Raw genomic sequence first — 13,757 nt, forward strand, 5'->3', positions numbered from 1 at the left:
CAAGAATGATCTCTCGCCAAGCCCTGGTCGCCGCCTGCGACGAGCGCCTGCAGGCGGCGCGCTTCAAGGACTACACCGTCAACGGCTTGCAGGTGGAGGGTCGCGAGCGCGTGGCTCGCGTGATGACCGGCGTGACCGCCTGTCAGGCGTTGGTCGACGAGGCGGTCGCCTGGGAGGCCGACCTGCTGCTGGTGCATCATGGCTACTTCTGGAAGAACGAGCCGGTGGAGGTGACCGGAATGAAGCGGCGCCGGTTGGCGGCGCTGTTGGCCAACGACATCAGTCTGCTGGCCTATCACCTGCCGCTGGATGTCCATCCGGAGCTTGGCAATAACGCCCGACTGGCCGAGCGGCTGGGCTTCGAGGTCGACGGCTGCGCCGACGGCGAGCTGGGCGAGGGGCTCTTGTGGCTGGGGCGTCCAGGTGAGGCACTGACGAGTGCCGGGGGCGAGGGGCTCGACGAGCAGGCGCTGGCGGCGCACGTCGCTAGGCAGCTGGGTCGTGAACCGTTGTTGATCGAGGGATGCCGGGGACCCGTCGAGCGCATCGCCTGGTGCACCGGCGGGGCGCAGGACATGATCACGGCGGCCCATGAAGCGGGCGCCGATGTCTTCATCTCGGGCGAGATCTCCGAGCGCACCACTCATCTGGCGCGCGAGCTGGGGATCGGCTACCTGGCGGCGGGGCATCATGCCACCGAGCGCTATGGCGTGCAGGCCATGGGCGCCTGGCTGGCCGCCGAGTATGGCATCACCCATCGCTTCGTGGAGATCGACAACCCGGCCTGATCGCGCCCCTTGCTCATGAAGACGCCGGCCATCATGGCCGGCGTCTTCGTGTCAGCGGCGGCGGGCGCCCCTGCTCAGTAGCGGGGCGGTTGGGTCTCGCTCTGTTCCTCGCCGCGCTTGAGGCCGAAGTCCTCGGACAGGGTGCCATGGCCGCCATCGGCGTAGTCGCGGGGCATGTCGGGCGTCTCGCCGGGCTCGGCGGTGTCGGTCTCCGGCTGGAGGCGGCGCTTGACCTGCGGATCCGCGCAGAGCTGGTCGGCCCCCTGGGACAGCTGCTGTTCCAGTTCGCGGCTCTGGCGCTGAATGCTGGCGGCCAGGTCGGCGGCGCGCACGAAATGGTCGTTCAGCGAGTCCTTGACCTGGTGAAGTTCGAGCTCGGTCTCGGCCAGGCGCTGGCGGACCTTCTGGTTGCGCGCCACGTTGGCGTTGAGCAGGTGGTAGCCCAGTGCGCCGATGCCGATGCCGGCAAGCCCGCTGGCCAGTGCCAGGATCCAGTCGATGTTGCTCTCGTACACGTCGTCCCCCTTCGATTCTGTCGCCCCGGCACCGGTGCTCCACTGGCCGGGGGTGGCGCGTTGTCGAGGTCGCGACCTGCGCCTCCCCTGACACCATTATATGAGGGAGAGCGAGACTCAGGTCAATGCGCGAGCGCCGCCACGCTGGGTGACCTGTGCGCTCGGCCTCCCGATACGTATAATGTTCGCTTTCGATCACCACCGTCCGAGGTAGCCAAGACGCTGATGTGTGCGACAACGACTTCCGCCGGCTCGCCGGCCTCCGCTCAGGCGGGGACGCCCCTGGCGCGTTACCAGACCGATCTCGAGCGCGAGGGTTTCGCGCATGATCCGGCTCAGGAGCAGGCGGTGCGCCACCTGCAGCGGCTCTACGATGATCTGCTGGCCACGCCGCAGCGCTCACCACGCCCGCCCGCCAAGGAGCGTAAGGGGCTCAAGTCCCGGGTGGCCGGCTTCTTCGGCGCCAGGCAGGCGGCCTCACCCTTCGAGGCGCCGCCGGCGGTGACGGGGCTCTACTTCTGGGGCGGCGTCGGGCGCGGCAAGACCTATCTGGTCGATACCTTCTACGAGGCGCTGCCCTTCTCCGAGAAGATGCGTACCCATTTCCACCGCTTCATGCAGCGGGTCCATAACGAGCTCGAACACTACAAGGGCGAGAAGGACCCGCTGAAGCTGATCGCCGCCAAGTTCGCCCGCGAGGCGAGGGTGATCTGCTTCGACGAGTTCTTCGTCAAGGACATCACCGATGCGATGATTCTCGCGACCCTGCTCGAATCGCTGTTCGAGCATGGGGTCGTGCTGGTGGCCACCTCCAACATCGTACCCTCGGAGCTCTACAAGGATGGCCTGCAGCGAGCACGCTTCTTGCCGGCCATCGACCTGCTGGAGCGTCATTGCGAGGTGGTCAATGTCGACTCGGGCATCGACTATCGGCTGCGTGCCCTGGAGCGCGCCGAGATCTTCCACGCGCCGCTCGACGAGGCCGCCGAGACAGAGCTTTCGCGCAGCTTTCGCGAGCTCGCCGGCCACGACGGCGAGCAGGATGAGCGCATCGAGATCAATCATCGGGTGCTGCGTGCGCGCCGCCTGCATGAGGACGTGGCCTGGTTCGACTTCACCGAGCTCTGTGACGGTCCGCGCAGCCAGAACGATTACATCGAGCTGGCGCGCGAGTTTCATACCGTGCTGGTCTCTGGCGTGCCGCGCATGGGGCGGGGCAGCGACGATCAGGCGCGGCGCTTCATCAATATGGTCGACGAGTTCTACGACCGGGCGGTGAAGCTTCTGATGTCCGCCGAGGTGCCGGCCGAGTCGCTGTACAGCGAGGGCAGCCTGAGCTTCGAGTTCGAGCGCACCCTGTCGCGGCTGCAGGAGATGCAGTCCCACGAGTACCTGGCGCTGCCGCACAAGCCCTGAAATTCTCCCGCGAGGCCTTAACCCGAACGAGCGAGTCGTGTACACTGCGCGCTCGCTCGAACGTTGGCGGTTGATTTGCCCTGCGGCAAGCGGCCGACAACCAAGAAAAATAGGGATGGTAGGCGGCGTCGTCCGACGTTATGGCCTGCCCCATGCGACAATTGGTGATTCACCCATGAAGACGTTTACTGCTAAGCCGCAGTCCGTCGAGCGCGACTGGTTCGTCGTCGACGCTACGGACAAGACCCTCGGTCGCCTGGCCACCGAGATCGCTCGCCGCCTGCGTGGCAAGCACAAGCCGGAATATACCCCGCACGTCGACACCGGCGATTACATCGTCGTGGTCAACGCCGAGAAGGTGACGGTGACCGGCAACAAGGCACAGGCCAAGAACTACTACCGTCACACCGGTTACCCGGGTGGCCTGCGCTCCATGAACTTCGAGAAGATGATCGGTCACGCCCCCGAGCGCGTCATCGAGTCTGCCGTCAAGGGCATGCTGCCGAAGGGCCCGCTGGGTCGCGCCATGTACTCGAAACTCAAGGTCTATGCCGGTACCGAGCATCCGCATGCCGCCCAGCAGCCGCAAGAACTGAACATCTAAGGGGTAGATTGCCATGACTCAACAGTATTACGGTACCGGTCGCCGCAAGACTTCCACCGCGCGCGTCTTCCTCAAGCCGGGCACCGGCAAGATCACCGTCAACAGCCGTGAGCTCAACGAGTTCTTCGGTCGTGTCACCGGTCGCATGGTCGTCCGTCAGCCGCTCGAGCTGACCGAGACTCTGGACCAGTTCGACGTCTACGTGACCGTCAAGGGCGGTGGTGGTTCCGCTCAGGCCGGCGCCATCCGCCACGGCATCACCCGTGCGCTGATGCAGTACAACGAAGACTTCCGCAAGCCGCTGCGTGAAGCCGGCTACGTCACTCGTGACGCCCGCGAAGTCGAGCGTAAGAAAGTCGGCCTGCGCAAAGCACGCCGTAGCCCGCAGTTCTCCAAGCGTTAAGCGCTTCGAGGGTGCGACAAAACGCCCGGTCCCCATTGGGGGCCGGGCGTTTTTTATGCTCGCTCAATGATTTGAGTCAGGTATGCTGCAGCATAGGGATAGGGCAGCGCTTGTCTTCATGCAGACCTTTTCCTAACATGGAATTCATTTATCCGTGACGTCGCGGCAGCGGCCGGTGCGGATGCGCAGCGGGTGACTGGATGGGGAGCAGAACAAGATGGCAGACAATGGCGTGAACAAGGGGCGACGCCGCTTCCTCGTGGCTGCCACCAGCGTCGTCGGGGCCGCGGGCGCCGTCGGAGTCGCGGTGCCTTTCGTTGCCTCCTGGCAGCCCAGCGCCAAGGCGCGTGCCGCGGGGGCTCCGGTCGAGGCGGATATCTCCAAGCTTGAGCCCGGCCAGCAGATGACCGTCGAGTGGCGAGGCAAGCCCGTCTGGTTGGTGCGTCGCGACGAGGCCATGATCGAGAAGCTCAAGAATCTGGATCCTTCTCGCCTAAGAGACCCCGAGTCCGAAGCGCCGCAGCAGCCTGGTTATGTGGACCCCGTGCTGCGCTCCATCAAGCCGGAGGTGCTGGTGCTGGTCGGCATCTGTACCCACCTCGGTTGCTCCCCCTCCTTTCGGCCCGAACCTGGCGCCGCCGATCTCGGCGGAGACTGGCCGGGTGGCTATTTCTGCCCCTGTCATGGCTCGCGCTTCGACATGGCCGGGCGGGTTTTCACCGGCGTGCCGGCACCCCTGAACTTGGAAGTGCCACCGCATCGCTATGACAACGACAACATCATCGTTGTCGGCGAAGACGAGGAGGCAGCCTGATGGGTAATCCGAATCGCGCCAAGGCCGAAAGTGGCATCATGCGCTGGATCGATGATCGCTTTCCGGCCACCCAGATGTGGGAAGAGCATCTGGCCAAGTATTACGCACCCAAGAACTTCAACTTCTGGTACTTCTTCGGGTCACTGGCCTTGCTGGTGCTGGTCAACCAGATCCTGACCGGTGTGTGGCTGACCATGAGCTATAACCCTTCGGCAGAAGGCGCCTTCGCATCGGTCGAGTACATCATGCGGGACGTCGAGTACGGCTGGCTGATCCGCTACATGCACTCCACCGGGGCCACGGCCTTCTTCGTTGTGGTTTACCTGCATATGTTCCGCGCCCTGCTCTATGGTTCCTACAAGGCGCCTCGGGAGCTGGTGTGGGTCTTCGGCATGACCATCTACCTGGCGCTGATGGCCGAGGCCTTCATGGGCTACCTGCTGCCCTGGGGTCAGATGTCCTACTGGGGCGCCCAGGTGATCATCTCTCTTTTCTCGGCCATTCCGGTAATCGGAGCCGATCTGACCCAGTGGATTCGGGGCGACTTCCTGATCTCCGGCATCACCCTGAACCGCTTCTTCGCGCTGCACGTGGTGGCCCTGCCGATCGTGATCCTGGGCTTGGTGGTGCTGCATATCCTGGCGCTGCACGAGGTGGGGTCCAACAACCCGGATGGCATCGACATCAAGGCCAAGAAGGACGAGACCGGCAAGCCGCTGGACGGCATCCCGTTCCACCCCTACTACACCGTCAAGGATCTGGTAGGGGTGGCGGTGTTCCTGTTCGTGTTCTGCGTGGTGATCTTCTATTTCCCGGAAGGTGGCGGCTACTTCCTCGAGAAGCCCAACTTCGAGCCTTCCGATCCGTTGAAGACGCCCGATCACATCGCGCCGGTGTGGTATTTCACGCCGTTCTACGCGATGCTGCGGGCCATTACCTTCTCGCTGTTCGGCCTGGACTCCAAGTTCCTGGGGGTACTGGTGATGGGCGGGGCGATCGCCATCCTCTTCGTGCTGCCCTGGCTGGACAAGAGTCCGGTGCGCTCCATGCGCTACAAGGGCTGGCTGTCGAAGATCATGCTCACGCTGTTCGCGATCAGTTTCGTGGTGCTCGGGGTACTCGGCGTGCTGCCGTCGACGCCGGGCCGCACCGTGGTGGCTCAGATCTGCACGGCGGTCTATTTCTCCTTCTTCGTGCTGATGCCGATCTACACGCGGCTGGAGAGCACCAAACCCGTTCCGGAGAGGGTGACTGGCTAATGAAAAAGCAACTGTTCGCACTGCTCGTTGCCTTGATGCCGGTAACCGGGTTCGCCGCGGGCGGAGCGGCCGTGCATCTCGACGAGATGACGCCCGACCTGCACGACAAGGCGTCCCTGCAGAATGGCATGAAGTTGTTCACCAACTATTGCATGGGCTGTCACTCTCTGGAGTATCAGCGCTATGCTCGGGCCGCCGAGGACCTGGGCATTCCCCAGGAGCTGGTCGAGGAGAATCTGATCTTCTCCGAGGATCTGGCCTTCAATGATCAGATGCGCAACGCCATGTCGGAGGGGGATGCCGCTTCCTGGTTCGGCGCCGCGCCGCCGGACCTGACCCTGGAGGCGCGCCTGAGGGGCACGGACTGGATCTACACCTATCTGCGCAGCTTCTACAAGGACGGCGAGCGCCCGCTGGGCGTCAATAACACGGTGTTCCCGCTGGTGGGGATGCCTAACGTGCTGGAGCCGCTGCAGGGCGTGCAGGAGATGGTCTGTGCCGAGACCGACCGGCCGGTGCCGGGCCACGAGCCCGACCCGCTGACCGGCAAGTACCAGTCCTGTGATGTGTTGCAGGTGACTCAGCCGGGCGAGCTGGAGCCTGCGGAGTTCGATCAGGCGATCTACGACCTGACCAACTTCCTGGCCTACGTCGGCGAGCCGTCCAAGCTTCAGGCGCAGGCGCTGGGCCCGAAGGTCTTGCTCTTCATCTTCATCTTCGGCGTCATTGCCTACCTGCTCAAGCGTGAGTACTGGCGCGATATCCACTGATTTCACTCAGTGGTGGCATTGGGGGCGCATGGCCGACGGACATGCGCCCCTGTCTATTTTCCATGACCCGAGACGCGGGTCCCGGCGCCTGGAGACACGGTCAACGTGTTATCATCCAGGCTCGAACTGTTGCGAGGAATGATACATGGGTGTTGTGGCCAAGCGGTCGTCGATGACCTTCTACTCCGGTAGCGATGATCACTTCAGTCATCGCGTGCGGATCGTGCTGGCAGAGAAAGGGGTTGCCGTCGACATCCTGGACGTCAAGGAAGGCAGTCATCCCGAGGAGCTGGCGGACCTGAATCCGTACAACAGCGTGCCGACGCTGCTGGACCGCGATCTGGTGCTCTACGAGTCCAAGGTGATGATGGAGTACCTGGATGAGCGCTTCCCGCATCCGCCGCTGTTGCCGGTCTATCCGGTGGCGCGAGCGCAGAGCCGTCTGTGGATGCATCGCATCGAGCGGGAATGGTGCCCGCTGATCGACCAGATCCAGCAGGGCAGCAAGAAGGAGGCCGAGAAGGCGCGCAAGGAGTTACGCGAGAGCCTGATCGGCATTTCACCGATCTTCGAGGACATGCCGTTCTTCATGAGCGAGGAGTTCTCGCTGGTGGATTGCTGTCTGGCGCCCTTGCTGTGGCGCCTGCCGGCGCTGGGGATCGAGCTGCCGGAGAAGCAGGTCAAGCCGCTGATCAATTACATGGAGCGGACCTTCGAGCGGGAGTCTTTCAAGGCCTCGCTGTCGGAAGCCGAGCGCGAGATGCGCACCTGATACCCCGGTCGGGCCGCAAGGCCCGACCCTTAGCGACAATGGAGACCCGAGATGCTGTCGAGTCGCCCCTATCTGGCCAGGGCCCTGTATCAGTGGCTCCTGGACAATGACCAGACGCCTCACATCGTGGTGGATGCCAAGCAACCCGGCGTCGAGGTGCCCGAGCAGTTCGTGCAGAACGGCCAGATCGTGCTGAACATCGCGCCCCAGGCCGTCGAAGAGCTGTTCATCGAGAACGACGCCATCAGCTTTAGCGCCCGTTTCGGTGGCAAGCCGATGCGGGTGATGGTGCCGACGGAGGCCCTGATTGCCCTCTATGCCCGCGAGAATGGTGTGGGCATGGTCTTCGGGCATGAGCCGGTGATGCCGGATCATGGTGCCGAAGCGGCAGGCCTGGGCGAGGAAGAGTCGGGCGAGGAAGAGTCGTCCGACGAGCGGCCGTCGCTTGCAAGCGTCGAGGATGCCGGGGAAGAGGTCGGCAAGGACGACGGCGGGGGGGAGGGTGCCCCCAAGGCACCGCCCAAGGGGCGGCCCTCGCTACGCGTCATTAAGTAGCTGCGCGTCATCAAGTAGGTTCAGACGACGGGTCCCTCCTCGAGGGTGCCAGTGATGAAACGCAAGACGGCAGGCCAATCGGCCTGCCGTCTTGCGTTGTCGGCAGGATAAGGCTCAGCCGGCGGGCGCGGGTCAGTCCAGGTACTCGAAGGCCTTGACGATGCGCTGCACGCCGCCGGCGCTGGAAACGGCCGCGACCACGCGGTCGCTCTCGGCGCGGGTGACCAGGCCCATCAGGTAGACGCTTCCATTCTCCACCACGATCTTGAGACGGCTGGCGTCGATATTCTCGTTGGCGGTGAGTCCAGTCTTGATGCGAGTGGCCAGCCAGCCATCGGACAGGCGTTGAGCGATCGGCAGGTTGGCGGCGACGCTCAGCTGGTTATGCACCTGGCGGACGTTGCGCACCTGCTCGGCGATACTGCTGGCCTTGTCCTTGAGTTCCTGGCTCGGCACCTGGCCGGTCAGCAGCACCATCCCGTTATAACTATCGATATTTACGCGAGCGTCGGCCAGACGGGCATCCATCTTGCCCAGGTTGACGCTGACCTTGGTCTCGATGCTCTCGTCCTCGATCTGAGTGCCGAGGGTGCGTTGGCCATAGTTTTCCCCGATCGGCCCGTCGCTGGTCACGTTGGCGATGGTGGTGCAGCCGCTCAGGGTCAGCGACACGACGAGAAGTAGGGTGGGGACGATACCGTTTCGCATGGGAATCACTCGCTTGGACCGAAGAGTTGTTCATCGATCAAATCACACAGACAGTGGATGACCAAGAGGTGCACTTCCTGGATGCGGGCCGTGGATGTGGCGGGCACGCGAATTTCGCAGTCCTCCTGGCCGAGCAGGGAGGCCATGTCGCCGCCGTCACGGCCGGTCAGGGCGACCACCGTCATGTCCCGGTCATGGGCGGCCTGGATGGCCTGGACCACGTTGGCCGAGTTGCCGCTGGTGGAAATCGCCAATAGTACGTCGCCTGGCTGGCCGAGAGCGCGAATCTGCTTCGAATAGACCTCGTTGTAACTGTAGTCGTTGGCGATGGAGGTCAGGGTCGAGGTGTCGGTGGTCAGGGCCAGCGCCGGCAGGCTCGGGCGTTCACGCTCGAAGCGGTTGAGCAGTTCTGAGGAGAAGTGCTGGCTGTCTCCCGCGCTGCCGCCGTTGCCGCAGGCCAGGATCTTGCCCTCGCTCACCAGGCACTGGACCATCATCTGGCTGGCGACTTCGATGAAGGGGGGAAGCACTTCGCTGGCATAGGTCTTGGTGTCGATGCTTGCGTTGAAGTGTCCGAGAATTCGTGATTGGAAATCCATCTTGGCTTCCTGGTCCTGTGGCGATCAGAACGCTTCGAAGGCGCTCTTGACCCAGAGGAACTCCAGGTCTGGCGCGGTGCCGGTGACGGCCATCACATCGAAGCGGCAGGGGCATGATAGCCCGTTGCGGGCGAGATAAAAACGCGCCGCCTTGATTAGACGGCGCTGCTTGCTGGCCGTCACTGTCTCCAGCGGATGACCGTGACGGCTGTCGCGACGATGACGGACCTCGACGAACACCAGGATTTCGCCATCGCGCATGACGAGGTCCAGTTCGCCGCCCTTGGCGTGCTGGTTGCGCGCCACCGGCGTGAGGCCGCGAGCAACCAGCCAGTCATTGGCCAGGGCCTCGATGGCGGCGCCTCGGGCGCGGGCATCGGCAGAGGACGTCACGGCTGGTCATCGCCCTGGCGCTCCCGGCTGGCAGCCGTCGAGCCGAGGACGCGCTCGCCTTCGGCCCGCAGCGGCGGCTGAGGGCGGCCGTCGATGAACTCCGCCCAGGGGAGCTGCCGCTGGATGCGCCCATCGCTGGCCGCGCGCAGGGTACCCGTGGCGCCGAACAGTTCGCTGCCGTGAATGGCCTGGAACTGGGGCAGGCGCAGGCCGAGCTCGTATGCGTCGACACCCATCGCCGAGAGCTTGAGCAGCGCCGGGTCGTCGATCTCCGCGCTCAGGCGGCGGTAGCTCTCATAGTAGGGCAAGGCCTCGGCGCCACCCACGGCCGCGTCCGGAATCAGCCAGGGAATCTCGACGAAGCGCACGCCGTTGAGATCGTGGTCGACGCGAGGCTGGGGGCGGCCCTCGTAGGCCTGTGATGTGGTGTAGACCGGCAGGTCCGGCACTTTCTGGTAGTCCAGAGTGGGCGGCACCTGGCGGGCGTAGCTGGGCAGGCCGAGCAGGAACAGCATGTCCACTTGGCCGCTGAGATCGAGCAAGCGCTTGACGCTGTCGTTAACCAGCGCCTTCGGGTCGTAATGCATCAGGTGGCCGATGTCCCCGCCCTGATCCTCGAAGGTCTCTCGGTAGGCCGTGCCGACCCGGCGGCCCCAGGCATTGTTGGGGACCATGGCCGCGGCGCGACGATGTCCGTCACGGGCAGCGCGGCTAGCCACCTGGCGAGCCTCGTCCTCGGCCGAGAGGCCGTACTGGAAGAGGTTCTCGGCGTTGTTGCGCGTGGCGGTGCCGTAGTTCAAGGCCAGCGTCGGCAGGGGCAGGCGCTGGCGTTGTTCCAGTTCGCTCACCTTGCGCTTGGAGAGGGGGCCGATCACGACCTGGGCGCCGCGCATGGTGGCCTCGGCGTAGAGGGTGTTCAGGTCGCGCTGGCTTGAATCGATGAAGTCCAGCGCCGGCGCGGCGCTGCCCTGGCGTCTGGCCTGGGCATGACGCGTCTCGATGCCCTGGCGGATGCGTCCGGCCACGGACGCCAGCGGGCCCGATTCGGGGAGCAGGATGGCGATGCGATCGATGCGGGTGCCGCGCAGCTCGCGCAGGGCCAACAGCTCGGCGGGGGGCTGGCGTGCCGCTGGATGGTCGTGGTGTTCGGCGCGCCAGTTCGAGATCTGATCGAGCAGCCGGTCGACGTCGCCGCCGCTTTGGCGCTGCAGCTCGAGCAGTGACAGCCAGCCGCGAGTCAGTGCATCGGCCTCGTCACGCAGGGCGATTCGCTCCTGTGCCGTGAGTCGCGTGAGTTGCTGCCAGATGGCGTCGTTGGGCACCTCGCTGCCGGAGGCGGCCTGCGCCGCCAGCATGGCCTTGGCGGCATCCAGTGGTTCCCCGAGCATGCCCAGTGCCAGGCCGCGCCGGTAGCGCAGGTTGTTGGCGGCGTCGGGCTCCAGCGTCATGTCCACGTCCAGCAGCGCGGTGGCCTTGAGCACGCTATCGGGATCTTCGGCCTCGAGGCCCAGGCGGGACAGCAGCAGGGCCCAGGCCTGGCGGCGCTCGGCACCCAAGGCGGTGTCATCGAGCCCGGCGGCAATCTCCTTTGCCTTAGCGGCCTCGCCACGGCGTGCTAGGATAAGGGCCGCCTCGAGACGGCTGTCGGCCGCTGGTTCCGCTGCCTGTTGTTCGGCCTGGGCGAGCAGGGCCTCGGGCGAGCGCTCGGTGGGCTGCATCATGCCGGTCGGGGCGGCACAGCCGCCGACCAGCAGTGCCAGCAACGCCGCGGCCACCAGGCCGCGTGACGATGTGTTCATGAATCCCTTCCTTTGATAACCCGCTTCGGAATCGTAATGACAGTATCAGCCATTGGGGCATTGTACGTGGTCGCCACGCCGATTGGGAATCTCGACGACCTGTCCCCGAGAGCCCGTCGGGTGCTGGCCGATGTCGCGGTGATCGCGGCCGAGGATACCCGCCACAGCGCGCGCCTGCTGCGCCATCTGGGGCTCGATAGGCCCATGCTCTCCCTGCACGAGCATAACGAGAGCGGACGCGTCGCCCAGCTCAAGTCGCGACTGAGTGCCGGGGAGGATGTGGCCCTGATCAGCGATGCGGGGACGCCGCTGATCTGCGATCCCGGCTTCGTGCTGGTACGTGAACTGCGAGCCGACGGTTTCAGGGTGGTGCCGATTCCCGGTGCCTGCGCCTTCGTTGCGGCGCTGTCGGCGGCGGGACTGCCCACCGACCGCTTCCTCTTCCAGGGCTTCCTGCCGGCCAAGGGCAGTGGTCGCCGAGGGCGCCTGGCGGCGCTTACGGAGCGCGAGGAGACTCTGATCTTCTACGAGTCGCCTCACCGCATTCGCGACACCCTTGAGGATATCGTCGCCACCTTCGGCGAGCGGCGGGTGGTGCTGGCTCGGGAGCTGACCAAGACCTTCGAGACCTTCCTCGATGGCGATGCCACTTCGCTGCTGACCCGCATGGACGACGACCCGGATCAGGCGCGGGGCGAGTTCGTGGTGATGGTGGCGGGCGCCTCGCCAAAGTCGGATGACGATGAGGCACTGGTCGAGGCCGAGACGCTGCTCAAGGCGCTACTGGCCGAAGGCGTGGGCGTCAAGCAGGCGGCGGCGATCGCCACGCGCTTGCTCGGGGGCGCCAAGAAGGCCTGGTATGCCCGGGCCCAGGCGCTGAAGGATGAGGCGTAACTGACTTAGCGCGGCCATGCAGTCATCGCTTGAGGGGGGCTGGCTGCGCTGGTATTCTTCGCCGCTGGGAGTCAGCCAGACAGTCGCCGCCGAGGGCCGTTCGCGGTCATCGGGGGAGGAAAGTCCGGGCTCCATAGGGCAGAGTGCCAGGTAACGCCTGGGCGGCGTGAGCCGACGGCCAGTGCAGCAGAGAGTAGACCGCCTACGTCTCCCTCGGGAGGCCGGTAAGGGTGAAAGGGTGCGGTAAGAGCGCACCGCGCGCCTGGCAACAGTGCGTGGCACGGTAAACCCCACTCGGAGCAAGACCAAATAGGAACCCATTGGCGTGGCCCGCGTTGGGTTCGGGTAGGTTGCTTGAGGAAGGCGGCGACGCCTTCCCTAGAGGAATGACTGTCCACGACAGAACCCGGCTTATCGGCCGACTCCCTCCCATTCCCCATCACCGGCGGCCATGCCATGGCCGCTGGTGTCTCCTGTTCGTATCGAGACCTGCATGACCTCACCTGAGAACGCCGCGGCCCCGTCTACCTTCCGTCACGAAAGCGTACTGCTCGACGGGGCGGTCGATGCCCTGGTCGTCGACCCCGCGGGGGCCTATCTCGACGGCACCTTCGGGCGCGGTGGCCACTCGCGCCTGATCCTGTCGCGCCTGGCGCCGGAAGGGCACCTGCTGGCCATCGATCGGGATCCCGAGGCGCTGGCAGAGGCGGCGACCATCGAGGATGCACGGTTCGCCATCGAGCGGGGCGAGTTTGCAAGGCTCGGCGAGATTGCTAGCGCGCACGACCTGCACGGTCGGCTGTCCGGTATCCTGCTCGACGTGGGCGTGTCCTCGCCCCAGCTCGACGATCCCGAGCGTGGCTTCAGCTTCCTGCGCGATGGCCCGTTGGACATGCGCATGGACCCCGAGCACGGCGAGAGTGCCGCCGACTGGCTGGCGAGGGCCCGTGTCGAGGACATCGCTTGGGTCTTCAAGACCTACGGCGAAGAACGCTTCGCCAAGCGCCTGGCGCGAGCCATCGTCGAGCGGCGCCAGGAACGGCCCTTTACCCGGACCGGAGATCTCGCCGAGGTAATCAAGACAGCGCACCCCGCCTGGGAGAAGGGCAAGCATCCGGCCACCCGCGCCTTTCAGGCCCTGCGCATTCATGTCAACGGCGAACTCGACCAGCTCGATGCGGCTCTCGAGGCCGCGCTCGAGGCCCTGGCGCCGGGTGGGCATCTGGTGGTCATCAGCTTCCACTCCCTCGAGGATCGGCGCGTCAAGCGCTTCATTCGCGAGCATGTGCGGGGCGACACTCACTTGCCCCGCGGCATGCCGATCCGCGATGATCAGCTCAATCGCCGCCTGGAGGCCGTCGGCAAGGCACGGCGGGCCAGTGACGCCGAGGTCGAGGCGAATCCTCGTGCTCGCAGTGCCGTGATGCGGGTGGCGCGCAAGTTGAAATAGCGCTGGCTGAAACGTGCA

The 13,757-nt window shown here is 65.1% G+C and carries 16 protein-coding genes and 1 other RNA gene; 12 read left to right on the forward strand and 5 right to left on the reverse strand.

Going from position 1 to position 13,757, the window contains the following annotated elements; all coding sequences use genetic code 11:
- Window positions 1-5 precede the first annotated feature (5 nt).
- Window positions 6-788 (forward strand): Nif3-like dinuclear metal center hexameric protein, encoded by a 783-nt coding sequence (locus tag IEJ03_RS05020; protein ID WP_192036587.1) that lies wholly within the window; start codon window positions 6-8, stop codon window positions 786-788.
- Between the two features lie 74 nt (window positions 789-862).
- On the opposite strand, the gene IEJ03_RS05025 is transcribed toward IEJ03_RS05020, so the two are convergent.
- Entirely contained in the window at window positions 863-1,303 is a 441-nt protein-coding gene (locus tag IEJ03_RS05025; protein WP_192036588.1) for a DUF1043 family protein, read from the reverse strand.
- Between the two features lie 225 nt (window positions 1,304-1,528).
- Between IEJ03_RS05025 and zapE the strand changes: the two genes are divergently transcribed.
- The 8 genes from zapE (at window position 1,529) to IEJ03_RS05065 (ending at window position 7,896) form a co-directional block, all read left to right on the forward strand.
- Window positions 1,529-2,719: a cell division protein ZapE gene (zapE, locus tag IEJ03_RS05030; protein ID WP_192036589.1), complete on the forward strand. Its 1,191-nt coding sequence runs from the start codon at window positions 1,529-1,531 to the stop codon at window positions 2,717-2,719.
- 175 nt (window positions 2,720-2,894) lie between these two features.
- Window positions 2,895-3,323: a 50S ribosomal protein L13 gene (gene rplM / locus IEJ03_RS05035; RefSeq protein ID WP_192036590.1), complete on the forward strand. Its 429-nt coding sequence runs from the start codon at window positions 2,895-2,897 to the stop codon at window positions 3,321-3,323.
- Window positions 3,324-3,336: 13 nt separating this feature from the next.
- Window positions 3,337-3,726, forward strand: coding sequence for a 30S ribosomal protein S9 (gene rpsI, locus IEJ03_RS05040; protein ID WP_092524657.1), 390 nt, complete (start codon window positions 3,337-3,339; stop codon window positions 3,724-3,726).
- A 217-nt stretch (window positions 3,727-3,943) separates the two neighbouring features.
- Window positions 3,944-4,540 carry a ubiquinol-cytochrome c reductase iron-sulfur subunit gene (gene petA, locus IEJ03_RS05045; RefSeq protein ID WP_192036591.1) on the forward strand — a complete coding sequence of 199 codons (597 nt, stop codon included), beginning with the start codon at window positions 3,944-3,946 and terminating at the stop codon, window positions 4,538-4,540.
- Window positions 4,540-5,799 (forward strand): cytochrome bc complex cytochrome b subunit, encoded by a 1,260-nt coding sequence (locus tag IEJ03_RS05050; protein WP_192036592.1) that lies wholly within the window; start codon window positions 4,540-4,542, stop codon window positions 5,797-5,799. Before petA ends, IEJ03_RS05050 begins: the two co-directional genes overlap by 1 nt.
- A complete protein-coding gene (locus tag IEJ03_RS05055; RefSeq protein ID WP_192036593.1) occupies window positions 5,799-6,569 on the forward strand; it encodes a cytochrome c1 in 771 nt (256 codons plus the stop codon). Before IEJ03_RS05050 ends, IEJ03_RS05055 begins: the two co-directional genes overlap by 1 nt.
- Before the next feature lie 145 nt (window positions 6,570-6,714).
- Window positions 6,715-7,341 (forward strand): stringent starvation protein SspA, encoded by a 627-nt coding sequence (sspA, locus tag IEJ03_RS05060; protein WP_192036594.1) that lies wholly within the window; start codon window positions 6,715-6,717, stop codon window positions 7,339-7,341.
- A 51-nt stretch (window positions 7,342-7,392) separates the two neighbouring features.
- Complete coding sequence (locus IEJ03_RS05065; protein WP_192036595.1) at window positions 7,393-7,896, forward strand: ClpXP protease specificity-enhancing factor; 504 nt, start codon at window positions 7,393-7,395, stop codon at window positions 7,894-7,896.
- Window positions 7,897-8,028: 132 nt separating this feature from the next.
- On the opposite strand, the gene IEJ03_RS05070 is transcribed toward IEJ03_RS05065, so the two are convergent.
- The 4 genes from IEJ03_RS05070 to IEJ03_RS05085 are packed head-to-tail and all read right to left on the reverse strand — an operon-like array spanning window position 8,029 to window position 11,395.
- Complete coding sequence (locus IEJ03_RS05070) at window positions 8,029-8,604, reverse strand: BON domain-containing protein (RefSeq protein ID WP_192036596.1); 576 nt, start codon at window positions 8,602-8,604, stop codon at window positions 8,029-8,031.
- A 5-nt stretch (window positions 8,605-8,609) separates the two neighbouring features.
- Window positions 8,610-9,203 carry a phosphoheptose isomerase gene (locus IEJ03_RS05075; RefSeq protein WP_092524643.1) on the reverse strand — a complete coding sequence of 198 codons (594 nt, stop codon included), beginning with the start codon at window positions 9,201-9,203 and terminating at the stop codon, window positions 8,610-8,612.
- A 24-nt stretch (window positions 9,204-9,227) separates the two neighbouring features.
- Window positions 9,228-9,596, reverse strand: coding sequence for a YraN family protein (locus IEJ03_RS05080; RefSeq protein WP_192036597.1), 369 nt, complete (start codon window positions 9,594-9,596; stop codon window positions 9,228-9,230).
- Window positions 9,593-11,395, reverse strand: a complete 1,803-nt coding sequence (locus tag IEJ03_RS05085) for a penicillin-binding protein activator (RefSeq protein WP_192036598.1) — start codon at window positions 11,393-11,395, stop codon at window positions 9,593-9,595. Before IEJ03_RS05085 ends, IEJ03_RS05080 begins: the two co-directional genes overlap by 4 nt.
- A 36-nt stretch (window positions 11,396-11,431) precedes the next feature.
- On the opposite strand from IEJ03_RS05085, the gene rsmI reads away from it, so the two are divergent.
- The 3 genes from rsmI (at window position 11,432) to rsmH (ending at window position 13,739) form a co-directional block, all read left to right on the forward strand.
- Entirely contained in the window at window positions 11,432-12,289 is an 858-nt protein-coding gene (rsmI, locus tag IEJ03_RS05090; protein ID WP_192036599.1) for a 16S rRNA (cytidine(1402)-2'-O)-methyltransferase, read from the forward strand.
- Window positions 12,290-12,356: 67 nt separating this feature from the next.
- An RNA gene (rnpB, locus tag IEJ03_RS05095) (RNase P RNA component class A) lies at window positions 12,357-12,719 on the forward strand.
- A gap of 63 nt (window positions 12,720-12,782) precedes the next feature.
- The gene (gene rsmH / locus IEJ03_RS05100; RefSeq protein WP_192036600.1) at window positions 12,783-13,739 is read left to right on the forward strand and encodes a 16S rRNA (cytosine(1402)-N(4))-methyltransferase RsmH; all 957 of its coding nucleotides are present in this window, start codon (window positions 12,783-12,785) and stop codon (window positions 13,737-13,739) included.
- Window positions 13,740-13,757: the final 18 nt, after the last annotated feature.

Source organism: Halomonas sp. YLGW01 (assembly GCF_014840935.1).
Taxonomy (GTDB): domain Bacteria; phylum Pseudomonadota; class Gammaproteobacteria; order Pseudomonadales; family Halomonadaceae; genus Onishia.

Excerpts from the sequence above, each read along its gene's own strand:
- IEJ03_RS05020 (WP_192036587.1), top strand. The coding sequence starts at position 6 with ATGATCTCTCGCCAAGCCCTGGTCGCCGCCTGCGACGAGCGCCTGCAG.
- zapE (WP_192036589.1), top strand. The coding sequence starts at position 1,529 with ATGTGTGCGACAACGACTTCCGCCGGCTCGCCGGCCTCCGCTCAGGCG.
- rplM (WP_192036590.1), top strand. The coding sequence starts at position 2,895 with ATGAAGACGTTTACTGCTAAGCCGCAGTCCGTCGAGCGCGACTGGTTC.
- rpsI (WP_092524657.1), top strand. The coding sequence starts at position 3,337 with ATGACTCAACAGTATTACGGTACCGGTCGCCGCAAGACTTCCACCGCG.
- petA (WP_192036591.1), top strand. The coding sequence starts at position 3,944 with ATGGCAGACAATGGCGTGAACAAGGGGCGACGCCGCTTCCTCGTGGCT.
- IEJ03_RS05050 (WP_192036592.1), top strand. The coding sequence starts at position 4,540 with ATGGGTAATCCGAATCGCGCCAAGGCCGAAAGTGGCATCATGCGCTGG.
- IEJ03_RS05055 (WP_192036593.1), top strand. The coding sequence starts at position 5,799 with ATGAAAAAGCAACTGTTCGCACTGCTCGTTGCCTTGATGCCGGTAACC.
- sspA (WP_192036594.1), top strand. The coding sequence starts at position 6,715 with ATGGGTGTTGTGGCCAAGCGGTCGTCGATGACCTTCTACTCCGGTAGC.
- IEJ03_RS05065 (WP_192036595.1), top strand. The coding sequence starts at position 7,393 with ATGCTGTCGAGTCGCCCCTATCTGGCCAGGGCCCTGTATCAGTGGCTC.
- IEJ03_RS05070 (WP_192036596.1), bottom strand. The coding sequence starts at position 8,604 with ATGCGAAACGGTATCGTCCCCACCCTACTTCTCGTCGTGTCGCTGACC.
- IEJ03_RS05075 (WP_092524643.1), bottom strand. The coding sequence starts at position 9,203 with ATGGATTTCCAATCACGAATTCTCGGACACTTCAACGCAAGCATCGAC.
- IEJ03_RS05085 (WP_192036598.1), bottom strand. The coding sequence starts at position 11,395 with ATGAACACATCGTCACGCGGCCTGGTGGCCGCGGCGTTGCTGGCACTG.
- rsmI (WP_192036599.1), top strand. The coding sequence starts at position 11,432 with ATGACAGTATCAGCCATTGGGGCATTGTACGTGGTCGCCACGCCGATT.
- rsmH (WP_192036600.1), top strand. The coding sequence starts at position 12,783 with ATGACCTCACCTGAGAACGCCGCGGCCCCGTCTACCTTCCGTCACGAA.